Annotated in this window: 12 protein-coding genes; 5 read left to right on the plus strand and 7 right to left on the minus strand. The window is 43.0% G+C overall.

Annotated features, from left to right (window positions below; all coding sequences use genetic code 11):
* Window positions 1-142: 142 nt before the first annotated feature.
* A complete protein-coding gene (locus tag CWD77_RS10585; protein WP_101073549.1) occupies window positions 143-877 on the minus strand; it encodes a tetratricopeptide repeat protein in 735 nt (244 codons plus the stop codon).
* Between the two features lie 410 nt (window positions 878-1,287).
* On the opposite strand from CWD77_RS10585, the gene CWD77_RS10590 reads away from it, so the two are divergent.
* Window positions 1,288-2,412, plus strand: coding sequence for a glycoside hydrolase family 3 protein (locus CWD77_RS10590; protein WP_101073550.1), 1,125 nt, complete (start codon window positions 1,288-1,290; stop codon window positions 2,410-2,412).
* Window positions 2,405-2,977 (plus strand): DinB family protein, encoded by a 573-nt coding sequence (locus CWD77_RS10595; RefSeq protein ID WP_101073551.1) that lies wholly within the window; start codon window positions 2,405-2,407, stop codon window positions 2,975-2,977. Before CWD77_RS10590 ends, CWD77_RS10595 begins: the two co-directional genes overlap by 8 nt.
* A gap of 5 nt (window positions 2,978-2,982) precedes the next feature.
* Here CWD77_RS10595 and CWD77_RS10600 read toward each other — a convergent pair whose 3' ends face one another.
* The 4 genes from CWD77_RS10600 to CWD77_RS10615 form a co-directional block, all read right to left on the minus strand.
* Window positions 2,983-3,429: a YtoQ family protein gene (locus CWD77_RS10600; protein WP_101073552.1), complete on the minus strand. Its 447-nt coding sequence runs from the start codon at window positions 3,427-3,429 to the stop codon at window positions 2,983-2,985.
* Window positions 3,430-3,566: 137 nt separating this feature from the next.
* On the minus strand, window positions 3,567-6,326 hold the full coding sequence (locus CWD77_RS10605; protein WP_240596771.1) for a S9 family peptidase: 2,760 nt from the start codon (window positions 6,324-6,326) through the stop codon (window positions 3,567-3,569).
* Between the two features lie 109 nt (window positions 6,327-6,435).
* Window positions 6,436-7,710 carry a Y-family DNA polymerase gene (locus tag CWD77_RS10610; protein WP_101073554.1) on the minus strand — a complete coding sequence of 425 codons (1,275 nt, stop codon included), beginning with the start codon at window positions 7,708-7,710 and terminating at the stop codon, window positions 6,436-6,438.
* A 22-nt stretch (window positions 7,711-7,732) separates the two neighbouring features.
* Window positions 7,733-8,143, minus strand: coding sequence for a LexA family protein (locus CWD77_RS10615; RefSeq protein ID WP_108722895.1), 411 nt, complete (start codon window positions 8,141-8,143; stop codon window positions 7,733-7,735).
* Window positions 8,144-8,434: 291 nt separating this feature from the next.
* On the opposite strand from CWD77_RS10615, the gene CWD77_RS10620 reads away from it, so the two are divergent.
* Complete coding sequence (locus CWD77_RS10620) at window positions 8,435-9,361, plus strand: 2-hydroxyacid dehydrogenase (protein ID WP_101073555.1); 927 nt, start codon at window positions 8,435-8,437, stop codon at window positions 9,359-9,361.
* Between the two features lie 420 nt (window positions 9,362-9,781).
* On the opposite strand, the gene CWD77_RS10625 is transcribed toward CWD77_RS10620, so the two are convergent.
* Window positions 9,782-11,338, minus strand: a complete 1,557-nt coding sequence (locus tag CWD77_RS10625) for an N-acyl-D-amino-acid deacylase family protein (protein ID WP_206018002.1) — start codon at window positions 11,336-11,338, stop codon at window positions 9,782-9,784.
* 261 nt (window positions 11,339-11,599) lie between these two features.
* On the opposite strand from CWD77_RS10625, the gene CWD77_RS10630 reads away from it, so the two are divergent.
* Both CWD77_RS10630 and CWD77_RS10635 read left to right on the plus strand, forming a co-directional pair.
* Window positions 11,600-13,060 (plus strand): PAS domain-containing sensor histidine kinase, encoded by a 1,461-nt coding sequence (locus CWD77_RS10630; protein ID WP_101073556.1) that lies wholly within the window; start codon window positions 11,600-11,602, stop codon window positions 13,058-13,060.
* A gap of 63 nt (window positions 13,061-13,123) precedes the next feature.
* Window positions 13,124-14,038, plus strand: coding sequence for a DUF1684 domain-containing protein (locus tag CWD77_RS10635; protein ID WP_165779133.1), 915 nt, complete (start codon window positions 13,124-13,126; stop codon window positions 14,036-14,038).
* Between the two features lie 87 nt (window positions 14,039-14,125).
* On the opposite strand, the gene CWD77_RS10640 is transcribed toward CWD77_RS10635, so the two are convergent.
* Window positions 14,126-16,192: a GWxTD domain-containing protein gene (locus CWD77_RS10640; RefSeq protein ID WP_101073558.1), complete on the minus strand. Its 2,067-nt coding sequence runs from the start codon at window positions 16,190-16,192 to the stop codon at window positions 14,126-14,128.
* Between the last annotated feature and the right edge of the window lie 73 nt (window positions 16,193-16,265).

A 16,265-nucleotide genomic window follows, 5' to 3' on the forward strand; every position in this document is an offset into this window, starting at 1 on the left:
TATCTGTTAACACTCTTTCACCAACTCTCTCCCATTGCTTAATTACTATATCCCCTCTTTGAAACCGTAAATCTTTTGCATAAAAAAAACCCGGCTTCAAATTTTGATGAGACCGGGTTTTAAATGTGATTTAAATAATTGCTTATTCAGAGGCGAGCGCCTGAATGTAACGTTCGGCAACTCGGCTGTAAGCTCCATTCAACTGATAGGCTTTTTCCAGTGTTGTTCTAGCCTCTTCTATTCGATTCAGCTGAAAATATGTATTTCCTAAATACCAATAACTCTGTTCCTGGATTATGATATTTTCAATCTCATAATCAAGAGAGCGTTCAAAGTAATCCGCAGCTTCAGTATACATTCCTTCATTGTAATATATAGATCCTGCTGTAGCGAGCAGTTCGGCCTTACCTTCCGGAGTGCTAATGTCAGACAATCGCTGATCAACAATAGAAATTGCTGATGAGATATTTCCTCTGTTAGCCTCAGCTATTACAGACATGATAATTTCAGTAACATCTGTAGATTCAGTAACACCCTCTGCCGATCTGTAATAATCCAGTTCAATAGAACCAATCGGTTGAACTGCAAATTCTTGTTCGTTATATACGTTGAAGAGAATTAAACCGGATGCAATAATAACAATGGCTGCAGCTGCAATCCATTGAAATACAGGTCTTTGAGTAAGAAATCGAATATTCTGTTTTCTTTCGCCATTGGCCAGGCTTTTCAAACTGGCTACGGTTTTTAAATAATCGTAGTAGTAGTCATCAAAAATAATTTCAGACCACAGTTCATCAATTTCATTTTCATTAAGATTTCCACTTACATATTGGTCAATCTTTTCTTCAAGTTCTTTATTTGTATTGCTCTCAATCATATCTATCAATTTGATCGTATTGGCGTAAAATTTCGATTGCTAATCTTTATTCTCTGTATGCCAACTATTTTGTCACACATTTGAATGGTGCTATTCAAACCCCTATGAACCTTTGGTACTTTATATTTGAGGATTTTCAATTATATAAACTTTTTACCTTCTTCGAAGTTGCTAAATCTATTAAGTTCTGTCCGAAAATCCCTACAAAATTGCTGTGTATTTCGGTTTGCTTACGTACGGCTTTTATGTCAATATTCAGTCGATATATCGTTACTTACACTTACAAGAGTAATCCACCAATATTTTGTTACAAAATAAAAGGTTAAAAAGTTTTAATATATGGTCTTATTTGCCGCCTGTTAAAAAACGGTAAAATCAATAATATCAACACTTAATATTTTTTTAATTTGATGGAAAAACTTCACTTTTCAATTCTTTTACTAATTTTTCTCTTTTTTTGTAACACATCCTGCAGTCAGCCTGTAACAGATGAAACTATACCTCTGGATGAAAAAATTGGAGAACTTCTTATGGTGGGATTCAAGGGATTTGCCATTGAAGACACCAGTCACATAATAAGAGATATTCAGGATTATCATCTGGGCGGTGTTATTCTATTTGATTATGATGTCCCCACATCCACTCCGCAGAGAAATATTCAATCGTTTGAACAAGTACTCAATCTTAATTCAGAACTGCAGAAGCTATCCGATAAACAACTCCTGATCGCAATTGATCAGGAAGGTGGACGAGTTGCCAGACTGAAGCCGGACAGAGGTTTTGAGCTACACGTTTCAGCTCAATATTTGGGACAAATCGATGATACTGACACAACTCGATCCTACGCTTCTTCCATGAGTGAACAATTAAATGAACTCGGCTTTAACATCAACTTTGCACCTGTAGTAGATCTAAATACAAATCCTCAAAATCCGGTTATTGGTGCAATTGAACGAAGTTTTGGTGCTGATCCGGATCTGGTAACAAAGCACGCTTCTATTTTCCTGAATGAGTTTGAAAAAAATGGCATAATCGGCGTCATTAAACACTTCCCGGGGCACGGTAGCGCATGGAATGATTCTCACGTGGGAATGGCCGATGTTACAGAAACATGGGATGATTCTGAACTAAAGCCCTATCAAAATTTGATCGAATCCGATCGGAATTTCGCCATAATGACGGCTCATGTGTTTAATGAAAATCTCGACACTGAATTTCCGGCCACACTTTCCAGAACCGTTCAAACTGACCTTTTGCGGGATCAACTCAGGTATGAAGGCGTACTTTTTTCGGATGATATGCAGATGGAAGCAATCCGGTCATTTTACGGACTTGAAATGGCCATCATACAAACCATTAATGCCGGTGTTGATATCTTAGTGTTTGGCAACAACTCCATTTATGACCCTGAGATTGTCCCAAAAGCTGTTGAAATCATCAAGAATAGTATACAGTCCGGAGAAATCCCGGAAGATCGTATTCATGAATCATATGAAAGAGTCCAAGCATTAAAAGAAAAACTGTCAGATGGGTAAATCATATAGTTATACAGATATTATTTCCGAATACTCAGATGCCCTTCAGCGGATTGAGGACTTGACACAAGCGCCGGAAGACCTCTTTCTGCTCAAACCTGCCCCCAATGTATGGAGTGCAAACGAAATCTTCAGACATCTTAGAAGATTTAATAATCTCTACTTACGTAATATTGATCAGATTATCAGAGATAGCAACAGACCAACCTCCGATCATTCAAGCTTTGAGCCGAAACTGATCTCCAAAGTATTGATTCGATTCATGGAGCCTCCGTATAAGCTTAAAATTCCAACACTGGCTCCGATGTACCCGAAGATTTCCTCTGACATGGGAATGCAGGAAGCCACTTCAGATTTGAGAGAAACCAACCAAATGGCTATCGACTTTTTGGAAGATTTGAGATCAAATCAAGCAGATCTGAATAAGATAAAAGGGTTTCACCCGATTTTTAAAATCCTTCCCATGTCCCTTACCGAGCTTTTCCTGGTAATGTCGGCACATCAAAGACGACACTTTTGGCAGGCAGAGCAAACTCTTTACCGCCTGTCGGGCACCCATTACTAACTGCTCTACTCCTTAACTGTCACATATTTTAAAATTTCGACAACCTGCTGAGGAGTTTGGCAAACAGCCAAGGCGGCCGCATCGACCTCTTTTAAGGCATGTGTATGCTCTTCCGGATGCATCACAATCAACTTTTTCCCAAGTGCTGAAGCGTATCCGGCATCAAATGCAGCATTCCATTGGCGATATTTCTCTCCAAATTTGACTACTACTATATCAGACTGTTCAATTAAGGTTCGGGTGCGAATGGCATTAATCATTCCGCCTTTGTGATCTTTCCAGAAATCCTTCTCCTCTTCACCCAACACATCCACGCCCACATTGTCCGATGCAGGGTGATCTGTCACAGGAGCCGATATTTCTACAGGCAGATTTTCCTTCGCAACTCCTTCCTCAATTTCTTCGCGCCAGTCTGAATGAATCTCACCGGCTAAATAGACATTCCATTCCATTTTTCGACCAATTTTTCTTCACATTATTCTTATTAATTACAACAGGCAGAAATTTCGATTCATTCAACAAGTGAAGCTTACCCACTGGGTAAAACTAAAAACCTCCGAACTTTTAAATCCGGAGGTTTTTAAAAAATCTATTCACCGCGATAGGGAACTCCGTCCGTTATCCAGGCAGGAGCGGGTACGCCTTTCAGATAGTGATCCATGTATTCTTTCATCTTGATCGCATAATCCAATCTGTTCGCCATTTTCCGCAGATGGTGCGGTTCATCGTAGTAGTGTAGAAAAACGGATTCTTTACCGTTACGACGCAACGCAAGATAAAGCTCGATGGACTGGTACCACGGCACAGCTTCATCAGCATCTCCATGCTGAATCATAATCGGAGTATTGATTCGATCTGCAAAGAAGACCGGAGAGTTTTCGATGTAAGGCGCTAAATTCTCCCACATACTCACACCCAGCCGACTCTGAGTCTGTTCATACTGAAACTGTCGAGCAAGACCCGATCCCCAGCGAATACCGCTGTATGCACTGGTCATATTACCCACAGGTGCACCTGCGACAGCCGCGGCAAAAATATCTGTTTGAGTTACTACTTGAGCTGTCAGGTAACCACTCCAGGAGTGACCGTGCAGACCAATCGCGTCCGGATCTGCAACACCCATTTCAATCAGCTTTTGAACTCCCGGCACAAGGTTTTTGGTTGCTGAATATCCCGGAATGGGAACATCAAACCATACATCCGGCAGAAATACAGCGTAGCCGTCACTTGCATACTGCGCAAGATTAGGCCTGTGATTGGTTACGGGTGTATTGAAATCGTGTAGACGCTGCGAAAAACGTTCGTAGTAGTAGATAAACACAGGATATTTTTTATCCGGATCGTAATCTCCCGGGTAGATTAATATTCCCTGAACGGTATCACCATCCATATTCAGCCAGTCAATCAACTCCGCTTCTCCCCAGGCAAATCGATCCAGTAGATCTTCATGCAGATTCGACACTTTAGCCGGATTGCGAAACCGGCGGTCTGCTGCCACCCACAAGTTCGGATACTCCTGATACGTCTCCTGTGTAAACAGAATTGCGTCATCATCCTCTGCAAGAGCCACAATGTTGAAACGTTTATCGTCTTCCATGATTTGATCGGTACCGGTTCGGCCAACACGCGCTTCATAAAATCCGTAGCTTTTATTCCAGTCATGGAACATGGTAAGCAGTAATCGCTCATTTCGTGCATATGTCTCTGTATCCGGATCAAGATCGCGGATTCTGAAAATCCGATTCTCCTCGCGCCCTTCTGTAATTTTAAGCGATTCGCCGGATTGCGTATCAAATTGCCAAATATCGTATTTGTCATTAATCAAAACAGCACGGTCATCATCTGTCCAGCCTGCGATATCGTACGAACCGGATGGCTGTGGACGATCGTTATCCTCATCAAAGAAAGGTGTTTCAATATCCGCTGTGAGATTTCTTGTTGAACCGTTTTCGGTATGCTTCAGATGCCAGTCATCACCGTCAAACCAGGCTGCATATTGCCCGTTTGGCGACAGTGACGCGCCAAATCGCTGCTGCTCCAGAAACTGTTCCGCTTCACCTGATTGCAGATCAACCAGATAGTAATCCCGATAAGTACCATCCCACGTTCGCAGTTTTTGATAAGGCAGATCAGACGAACCCAATGCCTTACCCGGATGATGAACCGGTCCTACATCAGGAATTTCTTTATTGGCGAGCTGAACTGATCTTCCGGAATCTAAATGATATACCGCTGTAAAGAGGTGATTTTTCGTTCTTTCCCAAGTTACCTTCTCCTGTGTTTTGATTTGTGGATCATCCCAATGCCACACTTTGCCTTCAATATCTTTCATAATTCGGTCAATGTCGTACAGATTTTCTACAGTCACAGAGTCCGCCTCCTCTTTATGTTCGTCGAGTGCAACCATCTCGGCATCCATTACACCATAAAAAAGACGGTTTCCATCGTTTGTCCAGGTGAGGTTGTTATTCGACCTCAATCTGAAACCTTCTTCCACATCATCCGGATTCAGATGAGTTTCTAGTTCTCCATTTGCTGCCGTCCAGGTTTGAATGGATGCATCTGAAGGATAAAATTCAAATTCCGGATCAAATGCACTTTCTGTAAATGCCAGAACGGATTCACTGTCATCCCATGTAAGATTTGAATAGAATGAATTTTCACTTCCGGCTATTTTCTGAACTCCTCCGTCTGCTGATTTCAGATCCAGCATGTACAATCCATTCCCCTTACCTGATGTATCCACAACAGAGTAAGCTAAATAGGACGATGTGCTGTCCATCGCTGCTTCGTTCACAAACGGCAACATCTGCTCTCGATTATTCTCCAGATTCAGAATCTGCACCGGCAAACCAATTTCAGAGTTTTTAAACTCACCTTTACTCACCTCTTCAGTTTGATGGTGATTGATCCTTACCCAACGACCATCATTCGAGAAAGAGAAACTTCGTACTTCTTCAAACTCCATTGTCTCTCCTGAAGACGTATTCAGTAGTGCCAAACCCTGTTTAGGGCCATTATTATCAGCATTTTGCGCCTCGATGTACGGAGGCTGAACAAGAGCCCCAACCCATTTTCCATCAGAGCTGATTTGAGGACTTGCACCTCGCTCAATTGAAAACTCCTGGCGGCCGTTCACACTTTTCACCACCACTTCACCATCGCCAACCTCAGGCCAGACACCATATACCACCCAGTTTCCATCATCAGAAATGGTTGGTGATTTGATGTCTTCGAATTTCATGACATCCTCGAAAGTAAACTGTCCCTGAGACTGAGCAGCCTGATTGAGGAAGATCACGGAAAGCATTGTAGAGAAAAGAAGTAGATGTACTGATTTCTGTAGCAATTGTTTTAGCATTGATTCCGGTTTTGTTCTGGTTAACTATAAGAATCTAACAATCGAATATGTAAAAAGATGAATAATTACACGGCTACAAAATACGATATCACAACTATTACGCACGAACGGTTAAAACTTCATCCCACCTTGTTGTGTATCTTGGACTCAGAAACTGTTGTTTCATCTGCCAGGTCTGATCGATCCCGGTGGAAGCCGAATGAAGTGTTCGTTTACCAAATTTTGAATTGATGTGATCTAAACTCTCCATCAGGGATTTTTTTCTGTTTGAGTAATCCACCTCTGAAAAGAGTGAAGTTTGAATCTCGGAGTCCGGCACCAATCCGGTGAGCATCACCCACGCTTTTCTGTATTTCCTCCCTTTCTCAAAAAGTTGTACAGCACACATTCTTGCAACGGAGATCAGTGTGGATAAATCTGCGGTTGGTGTCTGCAGATCCACGCTCAGCCCAAATTTATAGGGTAATCCGGGATTTGAATATTTATCGGTTACAAGGGTTACCGTAATCATCCCGGTCAAGCTGTTCTGTTTTCTCAATTTTTCGGATGCGCGCTCCGTGAATGTTGAAACAGCCTCTGTCAGATCGTTCAGGTCATACACCGGTCTGCCAAATGACCTGGAGCTCAAAATACCTTTTCTCTGATCCACTGCATGTTCAATCTCAAGACAGGAATGGCCACGCAGCTCCCATACCATTCGCAAACCGGTCACTTTCATCTTACTCCGAATCCAGGAGTCGGGCTGCTGAATCAGATTCCAGGCAGTAACTACTCCGTGCTTCTGTAAAGTTTTCGAATAATTTCTACCCACTCCCCAGATTTCAGAAACAGGCGTATTCTTTAGCAATGTTTGATGCTCCCGATGGGAACGAAGAGCCATCACCCCGCCTGAGTATTTATCAGATTTTGCCGATTCATTGGCTAATTTTGCCAACGTTTTAGTCCGGGCCAATCCTACAGAAACCGGAATCCCCGTCCACTGCAAAACCCTTCTCCTGATCTCTTTACCTTTTTCGATGATATCTTGATGATCTCGACCAGAAATTTCCGCAAACGCTTCATCAATGCTATACACTTCCATGTTGGGCGTAACAGTTTGAATGGTCTCCATCACCCGCCGGCTCATATCACCGTATAGTGCATAATTGGAGGAGCAAACCGCAATATTATGACGTTTTACATCGGGGCGTACTTTAAATTCCGGAACTCCCATTCCCACTCCACACTCTTTGGCTTCATTGGATCGGGCAATCACACAGCCATCATTGTTTGAAAGAATCACAACAGGGCGATTTCGTAATGACGGATCAAACACGCGTTCGCATGATGCATAAAAGTTATTACAATCGATCAGAGCAAATGCGGAAGGCATAAGAAATCCTCAGTAGACAAGACTAAACAGCATGGACGATGTGCGTTACTTTACCCCAGATTACTGTTTCGTCGCCAAAACTGATCGGGCGATGACTCCCATCCCCAAGAAGCAGAACCCACTCATCAAATTGCCGTTCTACACGACATATTGTAATCTCTCCATCCAATACAGCAAGTACTAACGAATCATTCTTGGGCGCCAGGGAACGGTCTACCACAAGAATATCTCCGTTATGAATCCCAAGCAGTGAATTCGATTCACCCTCAACCCGGCTAAAAAAAGTAGATGTTGGGTGCTTAACTACATGTTTATGTAAATTCAGCCTGTTTTCCAGATGATCCGTTGCCGGAGATGGAAATCCGGTTTCGTTCACTCCTGAAGATTGAGGTTCCGTTACGGTATTTCCGGGGTAGGCGATAGCTGCTTTCATAGTAATCCATTTAGGTTAACACACATATCCAATATATGTGTGATTAATGTTAAATGACAATTCTTCGTTCATTTTTTTTGGGTAACCTATTCGGTTGGGAAGATTGATTTTAGAAGCTATCGGTACCATTCATTCCAAAAACAGATGTGTACCTACTCAATTTTTGTGCTTTTCCACACATTTAAAATGAAAATTCCTATTTCATAAAATCTGAATTTTAAAAATGTACGCACGTACGTCAGAATTCTGTTATTTTTAACAGTGTAAAATCTGTAACCATAACAATCCTCGATGTCCCTGCTACTCGTATCTAAAAACAGAGATCTAAAACCATACAAAGAAGCGCTGCTTGAGCTCGACCCAAATATTGAAATAGATATTTGGCCGGGCGTCAGCAACCCCGACCGTGTACAATTTGCCGTTGCGTGGCGACATCCGGCCAATCTGTTTGAGAAGTTTCCCAATTTGAAAGTGATTTCCTCTCTTGGCGCCGGTGTGGATCACCTGTTAAGTGACGATACCATTCCCGAATCGATTCAGTTTACCAGAATAGTCGCCCCTTCCCTATCCGGGCAGATGTCTGATTATATTCTCACTGCTGTGTTGAATATCATTCGCAGAACAGACAACTACCTCGACCAGCAGCGAAAGACTGTTTGGAAACCATTGGATTCGCTTAAGAAAGCAGAGATTTCTGTTGGTGTTATGGGGTTGGGCCAGATTGGATCAGAAGTAGCTAAAATACTGGTTAGAAATGGGTTTAACGTCAGCGGATGGTCAAGGACGAAAAAGACGATTGAGGGTGTGACTTGCTACACAAAGGATGAACTCGGCGCTTTTCTTGGCAAAATAAATATTGCTATCTGCCTGCTTCCTTTAACACCCGAAACCGGCGGTATCCTAAACCTCGACCTGTTTAAAGGACTCAAACAGCCGGCTTATTTAATAAATGCTGCGCGAGGTGAACATCTGGTCGAAGAGGATTTGATCTACGCATTGGATACAGATCTCATCCACCATGCAACACTGGATGTTTTTTCTGAGGAACCACTGCCTGAATCCCACCCTTTTTGGGGGCGAAAGAAGATCACTATAACTCCACATATTGCATCGGTGACCGATCCTCAGGAGTCGGCAGAGTTAATCCTGGAAAATTACAAGCGGATGCTCTCGGGAATGGACCTGCTGCATAAGGTGGATAGAGAGGCTGGTTATTAATGTGGCCGGCAGCAGGCACCAAACAGGTAGGATGAGCATATACTTCAAATTCACGAAATTATTAAGATCCTGATTTCTCTACCTCCCCTTAACCCCCTCCTTGCACAGGAGGGGAAGTCCAACCTGAAAATCATTTATCTCACTTCTTAAGGGTGAATTCAATCAACCTGAAAGCGTATCCGGCTACATTTGAAGGATTACTGTCAGCGTTGAAACTGTGCGGTTTCCGATATGATACTCGACGCTGTCAGGACTTCCGCTCCGCTGCAGACGCTTACAGGTCTGTGATGTTAGCGTTGAATAATAATGTGATTACAACTAGACGCTTTCAGGGCTTACCAAACTCGTGGCACGCCTCAAAGTCGTGCCATGAGTAGACAACACTTCCTCATCTGACCGCGGGAAACGGTCTGCCGGGATTTACCTCCTTCGAATCACTCCCGCCGGACGATTCTCATTTATTTCACCGTTCTCAATTACGGCCACTCCGTTTACAAGCACCCACTCAAATCCTTCTGCTAATTGGTGTGGATTTTCAAAATCAGCGGTATCTCTCACCTGCTCAGGATCAAAAATTACCAGATCAGCTGCGAAGCCTTCCTTAATCATTCCGCGCGGGATTTCCACTTTTTCCGAATCACTTAAACCCAGCAATTCAGCCGACTGCCCGTTCATTTTAAATACGGCCTCCTCAAGTGTCAGCAGCTCTTCTTCAACCACATATTTCCTAATAATTTTGGCAAAGCTTCCATATCCTCTCGGGTGGCGCATCGTCGGACTGCCGTCTGAACTGACCATCACAAATGGATCCTGTAAAAATCTCTGCATCACATTTTCATTCATCACAAAATATGCCGCACTTGCTCCTCTCGGTCCGATATCATCAATCAACACATCTTCGAACGGTTTATCCAGCTCTTCAGCAACATCTGCCAGCGTCATCCCTGCCCATGGAGCTGTTCCAAAAAGTGTAGCTTCAGGGCCATTCCTCATGTTAACTCGATTTCTCAAATATTCAGCCAGTTCTTCTCTTCTATCGGCAACAATCTGATCGTAATCTCCCTCTGTAGCCCAGTCAGGAAACACAATGCCGATGCCCGTAAAACTTGCCGCATAAGGATAGACATCTGCCGTAACTTCCACTCCTCGCTCCCGTGCTTCATTCATTACCTGCAGCACATCATCCGCCCGTGAAGGGTCATTTCCATATACAATCTTAATATGTGATACGTGAACTTTTGCCCCGGACTTTTCACCCTGTTCAATCAGTTCCCTGATGGACTCTTCAACCTGATCATCATCTTCATTACGTACATGGCTCATTACCACACCATCAAATTCTGCAACGATTTCGCCCAGTGCTGTCAGCTCATCCATCGTGGTATATCGGCCAAATTGATACTCCAGCCCGGTGGACATCCCAAATGAACCGGCCTCCATTGATGATCTCATCAGGGACATCATCTCATCCAGTTTCTCTTCCGGCAGATCCGGCTCTTGCGGTGAGTCCGTCAGTTGGCGAAGCGTCCCGTGTCCTTTAAAATGAAGGATGTTTGGTCCGGTTCCAACCTCATCTACACTTCTCATCCAGCTATCTACATCCTCTACAGCAGCACTTCGCCCATCCTGCCCGAGGCTGATCGAAGTTACGCCCATTGATAGAAAATTTTCGAAATCCGGAGTTTCCAATGGATCTCCATGTGAATGCAAATCAATAAAACCCGGAGCTACAACTCTGCCTTCTGCATCAATGATGGATGCATTGGGGAAACGATCTCTATCTACAGTTCCAATCTCCTTAATAACACCATCCTGGATAAGCAGATCCCCCGTAAACCGATCACTTCCGGTTCCGTCTATTATCGTGGCATTGGTGATGACCGTCGCCTCATCTGATGACGTTGTCTCGGCGCAGGACATTGCATTTAAAACCAGTAAAAGAAACAAGAATGAAAGTGACAGGTGTCGAATTATCATATATGGAAGGGTTTAATTTTGATGCTCACTATTTGTAAATCAGAATATTAGATTATTCTGATTGTATCAAAAATGTTTAAAAGAAAGGTTTTAAAAGGTGTAAACCAATCAACGAAAACAAACGCTTCTATTTATATAGGCAAAAGCTACTAAGCAATAAATAGGTGTTTCACCTATCTATTTAAGGCTTAAAAAAAGACGTAAATTATACGCCTCTGCTCATTTAAAACAGTAATCAATTACTGATTTTACCATTCTGATATGATTACACAAAACGATTTGCTCGATCGCGCGCTGTCTACTGCAAAGATTGGAGTTTGGACTTATCACAAAGACAGTTCCATTTTTCAACTCAGTGAAAACTCAAGGGACATCTTTGGAATCAAGGAGAGCAGACTTTCTGATATAACTGAACTGTTGAACCGTTTTGTATCAGAGCACGATCGGGAACAGTACATAGAATGTCTGAACAGAATTATTGAAGAGAACGAGTCAAAATCAGGGATCTACCAGATTAAATGTTTGAGCGGTGCTACAAAATGGATCCGATGCATTGGTCAGCCGGAAGATGAGAATGGTGATACAGACACAATTTTCGGCACAGTGCAGGATATCACCGATCATATGGAAACTGAACGAAAGCTTGCTGAAACTCAGCACAAGTATGAGTTGATGGCTAAAAACTCATCAGATGGGATTATCATTATCGACAAGGAAGTTACGTCATTTGTCTCCCCCGGGTTTCTAAAACTGATGCGTTACGATACGTTTGAAGATTATATCAAAGCCACAAGCGGATCTCTGAGACCGGTTATTCATCCGGATGACAAACCACGTATTAAATCTGAATTCAAACAAAAAATTAGTGAAAAAGCCGAATCCGGAACCTACCAGTTCAGGGCCCAAACCGGTAATAGTTCATTTATCTGGCGGGAAGACCATGTGAGCTATCAATACGACACCCACGGGCGGTTAGAAAAAACCTATGCGGTTTGCCGGGACATTACGAAGCGTAAACAAACGGAAAAGAAACTTCGCCAGTTGATCGATGAAAAAAACTGGCTGGTTTCCACCATTGTACACGACATTCGAAATCCGATATCAGCAGGCGTTTCGCTAAACAGTATCCTACTCGAAGAGATTGAAGATATTGAGCACAGAAAGCTCATTTCTGCCGCAAATGAAAAGCTGGAATCTGCACTCAATCTTGCAGCAGAGCTCCTTGAAATTTCGTCTCTGGAGGATGAGGGTTTCAGCATCGAGAAAGAGACTATCCAGCCTATTATAATCCTTCAAAGTCTCCAGGATTCTTTTGGAGTGAAAGCTGAAAGTGCAGGAATTGAGTTTGTCATCCAAACTGATTCAGACCTGCCTGAAATGGAGATGAATAAAAGTAAAATGATTAGGGTGTTAAACAATCTGACCTCCAATGCTCTCAAATTTACTCCTAAAGGCGGTAAGATTCAGGTTTCGGCTGCTAGCGACAACCAACACTTGAAAATCATAGTTGAAGATAGTGGTATTGGAATTCCTGGTGAACTGATTCCAAATCTATTTGATAAATTTACGGAAGCAAAACGTGAGGGTCTCCGCGGGGAATCGACAACCGGACTCGGACTCTCTATTGCAAAACAGATCATTGAGCACCATAATGGCTCCATATCCGTTGAAAGCAGTGAAGATAAGGGTACAAAATTCAGTATTCAGTTACCCATCAGATAGATTCAATTTTGATCATCTACTCTCCTTCATTGGTTCTTCCCGATGAAATGGGTTTATTATGGCATGATGTATAGAATTCTATTTCTCTCGATAGCAATTTTATTTCTCTGTTCCTGCACTCGCAAAGATTTAGGGCAAGCTCCTTTGCCCGATAATTACGAGGAACAATTTGCAGATTGGCAAGAAGGCCGGATGGAAAGTCTCACCAATCCCACCGGGTGGATGCGTCTTGCAGGAATGTATTGGCTCGAAGAAGGTGAAAACAGTTTTGGATCAGGAGACCGGGTAGATATCCAGTTTCCTGAAAGTACACTGCCCGAATATGCCGGTGAATTCATTTTAACTAAAGGCAAGGTTCGCCTGCAGGCTGCCGACGGAGTTGAGTTTCAGTACGAAGACGGTACTTTTCGACAAAAGGAGATTTATGATGGGGAGGAAGCACTCAATATTGAGTATTGGTCTCTGGAATGGCTGATAATTGAACGGGAAGATTTGATGGGCATACGCTTATACAACAAGGATAACCCTAAAGTGGATGCCTTTACAGGATTCGACCGATATCCGCTGGATCCTGAATGGCACCTGAATGCTAAATTTGAACCCGCCACCGAAGGCGAAACCATATCCATTGTTAATGTTTTGGGGCAATTGGTTGATACGCCGACTCCGGGGTCCATCGAATTTTCTGTAGACGGCGACGTATATACGCTGGATGCCCTGGAAGGCGAAGACCAGATGTTTCTTATTGTAGGAGATCTTACAAATCAGACCGAGACGTATCAGGCCGGCCGCTATATCTACATCGATTATCCTGAAGAGGGAAGTGACTACACGATTATTGATTTTAACAAAATGTATAATCCTCCCTGTGCTTACAATCTGTTCACAACCTGTCAACTGCCCCCGATACAAAATAGGCTGGACGTTGCAATACCTGCCGGCGAAAAGAGAGCTGAAGGCTGGGAAGGTTTAGAGTAAGATTGGATTTCGATCTCAGAATTTGACTTTAGAAGCCAAATCATAGCTCCTTACCTGAATAGTCTTCTCTTTGCTCCAAACCTATTGTTACTCTTCGGCGACAACTTCAAACCGGACAGACCGGTTCTTCTGCTGACCGGTTACCATATCTTCTACATGAACTTGCAGGTCGTATAAACCCGGAGAAAGCTCAGCCGTTTCAATCTCCAGATCTTCAACTACACGATCGTACTCATTTACAAAATTAAGTGTAAGCACAAATTCGGTTTGATCCGTCAGCACATCTCCGGCCTCATCAACGGGTAGAATTCGGTAGGTCAGTTCAAATTGAGTAAATCCATCATCCCGCGCCTCGAGATTGTAAACCTCAAAATGGAGAACCAGCGTCTCTTCAAATGGAACAACCCGATCGTTAGCAACAATAAACGGAAATGGTTCTGTAAACTGATCCGTTTTTTGATACCCTAAAACAAGGTCGGCCATTTCCAGTGAATCGGCATCGGCATTAAGAGGAGCCGGCTGCCGGTATTGATGCTTACCTAACCCTCTTAGGGCAGGGTTAAATGGTGTTTCATATACGGCTTTGGTATCCGGATTATAGTTCAAAAGTTCTACTGAAGCCGCCTGATTTGACCTTCCGTTATGATCCTGCTCAATAATAGTCCGCGATCGATTTCGATTATCTCCTCTGTCTAAAATCAATGGGGGATTATGGACTTCAGAATCCACAACATTCCATGATTCATCGTAAATTTGAAGCGTGTGATTTAAATCGTAGTAGGTAAAAATTTCACTGATATCCCTTCCATCCTGAAGTTCAGCTGCATTAACATTATATCTTCCACGGTTTCGGTGATAATCAATCAGAAAAGCTTCCCTGGCACTGCTTTCAATAAATGTGAGAATTTTAGGGTTCAGATTTTCATCCAAAAAACGATATTGGTACACATTTAAAGGGATATCCGGTATCTGATCGGCAAAGGTTGACTCCTCTACCGGGGCACTCCCTACTCTTTGATTTAGAATATCAACACTTTCGGATCTGAACTCCATATCAAGTCCGCGAAACGCCTGACCACCCTGTTCTAAAATTCGATCCTGAAGACTGTTCAACCTGGATTCAAAGTAGGAATCCAATTGTGCAAGTTGTTCGTAGTATAGCAGTTGCAACATCAGCGCGGGTGTTAAACCTGCCCTTGTGAACTCAACTCCATCATCCTGCCTTTCTCTTTCCGAATTATAAGCCCGTTCTGGTATAAAATTCTCAATGCCCCGCTGAATTTTAAATTCGTCTGTAATAACGTCTGTACCAAAAACAAAAATCAGGGGTTCTCCCTGGCTTTCTGTAATTCCATCATAAAACCAAATCTCATATTCAGGATATCGGTGAAATTGATAAATAGCATCCTGCAACCGATTTATTTGCACATCCAGTGCAAATTCCTGCTCGTGCTCATCCTCACCCGACATTTCAGCTTGCTCAGTTTCTGCATAGGGATTTACTTGGTTTTGAAGCCAGTTCCGGATGTTCAAACTCTGAAGCGTCAAAATTCCATTTTGAGATCTGTCGGGCTCACCATAGCGGATAAATACGGTTCCGCGGTCATCGGTATTGTAAACTGTATTATTGTTCTTATTGAATCGGTTTTGTGCTTCATTTACTCTCTGCCAATGTTCAATAAGGCGCTCATTGGCTGTCCGGGCCGGTGTCGGATCTGCCTGAACCCAAAATCCTCGCATATCAGAACCCAATTTCTCATTTTCATCTTCCCACCATTCAGTCCACTGCCTGTAGATTCCTTCTCCCACAATGGGTCTCATTCGATCAATTTCTCGCCGAATAGCCACGCGGCTATCCATCCCCTCACCATCCGTAATGGCTCGATAATAGAGTTCTGTTGCCTGCTCATAATACTCCTGTAAATCCCTGTCCGTAACCGTTCTGATATACTCCAGACCAATTCGTGCATCCACACTCCCCTCTTCATCATATGCCTGATACCAAATATCCAGAGCGCGGGTAATATTACTTCTGTAGAGCTCTTCCAGTCCCCGATCGTAGGCACGCTGTGGCTGAGCATGAATCACCTCTGCCAAAATCAGAAAAGTCAGCGCCGCGAACGGGATAGATATGTTTAAAATTTTTTGTCTCATAAGGCTGCATAAATTAACGGATTTTCCACAAAATACCACTCGTGGACTTTGAATTATCCTGATAAGTCAGATT

The sequence above is a fragment of the Rhodohalobacter barkolensis genome (genome assembly GCF_002834295.1).
GTDB lineage: Bacteria > Bacteroidota > Rhodothermia > Balneolales > Balneolaceae > Rhodohalobacter > Rhodohalobacter barkolensis.

Coding starts and splice junctions, on each gene's coding strand:
- CWD77_RS10600 (WP_101073552.1), bottom strand. CDS start 3,429: ATGGAATGGAATGTCTATTTAGCCGGTGAGATTCATTCAGACTGGCGC.
- CWD77_RS10590 (WP_101073550.1), top strand. CDS start 1,288: ATGGAAAAACTTCACTTTTCAATTCTTTTACTAATTTTTCTCTTTTTT.
- CWD77_RS10625 (WP_206018002.1), bottom strand. CDS start 11,338: ATGATAATTCGACACCTGTCACTTTCATTCTTGTTTCTTTTACTGGTT.
- CWD77_RS10595 (WP_101073551.1), top strand. CDS start 2,405: ATGGGTAAATCATATAGTTATACAGATATTATTTCCGAATACTCAGAT.
- CWD77_RS10585 (WP_101073549.1), bottom strand. CDS start 877: ATGATTGAGAGCAATACAAATAAAGAACTTGAAGAAAAGATTGACCAA.
- CWD77_RS10610 (WP_101073554.1), bottom strand. CDS start 7,710: ATGCCTTCCGCATTTGCTCTGATCGATTGTAATAACTTTTATGCATCA.
- CWD77_RS10640 (WP_101073558.1), bottom strand. CDS start 16,192: ATGAGACAAAAAATTTTAAACATATCTATCCCGTTCGCGGCGCTGACT.
- CWD77_RS10630 (WP_101073556.1), top strand. CDS start 11,600: ATGATTACACAAAACGATTTGCTCGATCGCGCGCTGTCTACTGCAAAG.
- CWD77_RS10615 (WP_108722895.1), bottom strand. CDS start 8,143: ATGAAAGCAGCTATCGCCTACCCCGGAAATACCGTAACGGAACCTCAA.
- CWD77_RS10635 (WP_165779133.1), top strand. CDS start 13,124: ATGATGTATAGAATTCTATTTCTCTCGATAGCAATTTTATTTCTCTGT.
- CWD77_RS10620 (WP_101073555.1), top strand. CDS start 8,435: ATGTCCCTGCTACTCGTATCTAAAAACAGAGATCTAAAACCATACAAA.